Source organism: Polaromonas sp. P1_G2, from assembly GCF_056405515.1.
Map to the genome: position 1 here is coordinate 1 of NZ_JBFUBY010001464.1, position 398 is coordinate 398.

The following is a 398-nucleotide window of genomic DNA, read 5'->3' on the forward strand; positions in this document are numbered from 1 at the left end:
GGCCAAAGCGGGGGCGATCTTCCAGGCCGGGATCGCCAGCGGGAAATTCCACGGCGCGATGATTCCCACCACGCCGACGGGTTCACGTGTCACGTCGACCTGGATGCCGGGCCGCACCGAAGTCATGGTCTCGCCCTGCACACGCAGCGCTTCTCCCGCGAAAAACTTGAAGATCTGGCCGGCCCGCGCCGCTTCGCCCACACCTTCGGGCAATGTTTTTCCTTCTTCCCGCGCCAGCAGCATGCCCAGCTCATCCTTGCGCGCCAGGATCTCGCTGCCTATCTGGTCGAGTACGTCGGCGCGGCGCTGCGGGGTGCTGTGGCTCCAATGCGGCAAGGCCTCGGACGCGGCCCGGATGGCGAGTTCGGTCTGGTTGCGGTCGGCACGCGCGTATTCGC

At 66.8% G+C, this 398-nt stretch carries 1 protein-coding gene; it reads right to left on the reverse strand.

Features of this window, described 5'->3' with window-relative positions; translation table 11 throughout:
- A partial coding sequence (locus AC1D0P_RS31095; protein ID WP_477680248.1) for an aldehyde dehydrogenase family protein occupies positions 1-398 on the reverse strand: 398 nt, incomplete at both ends.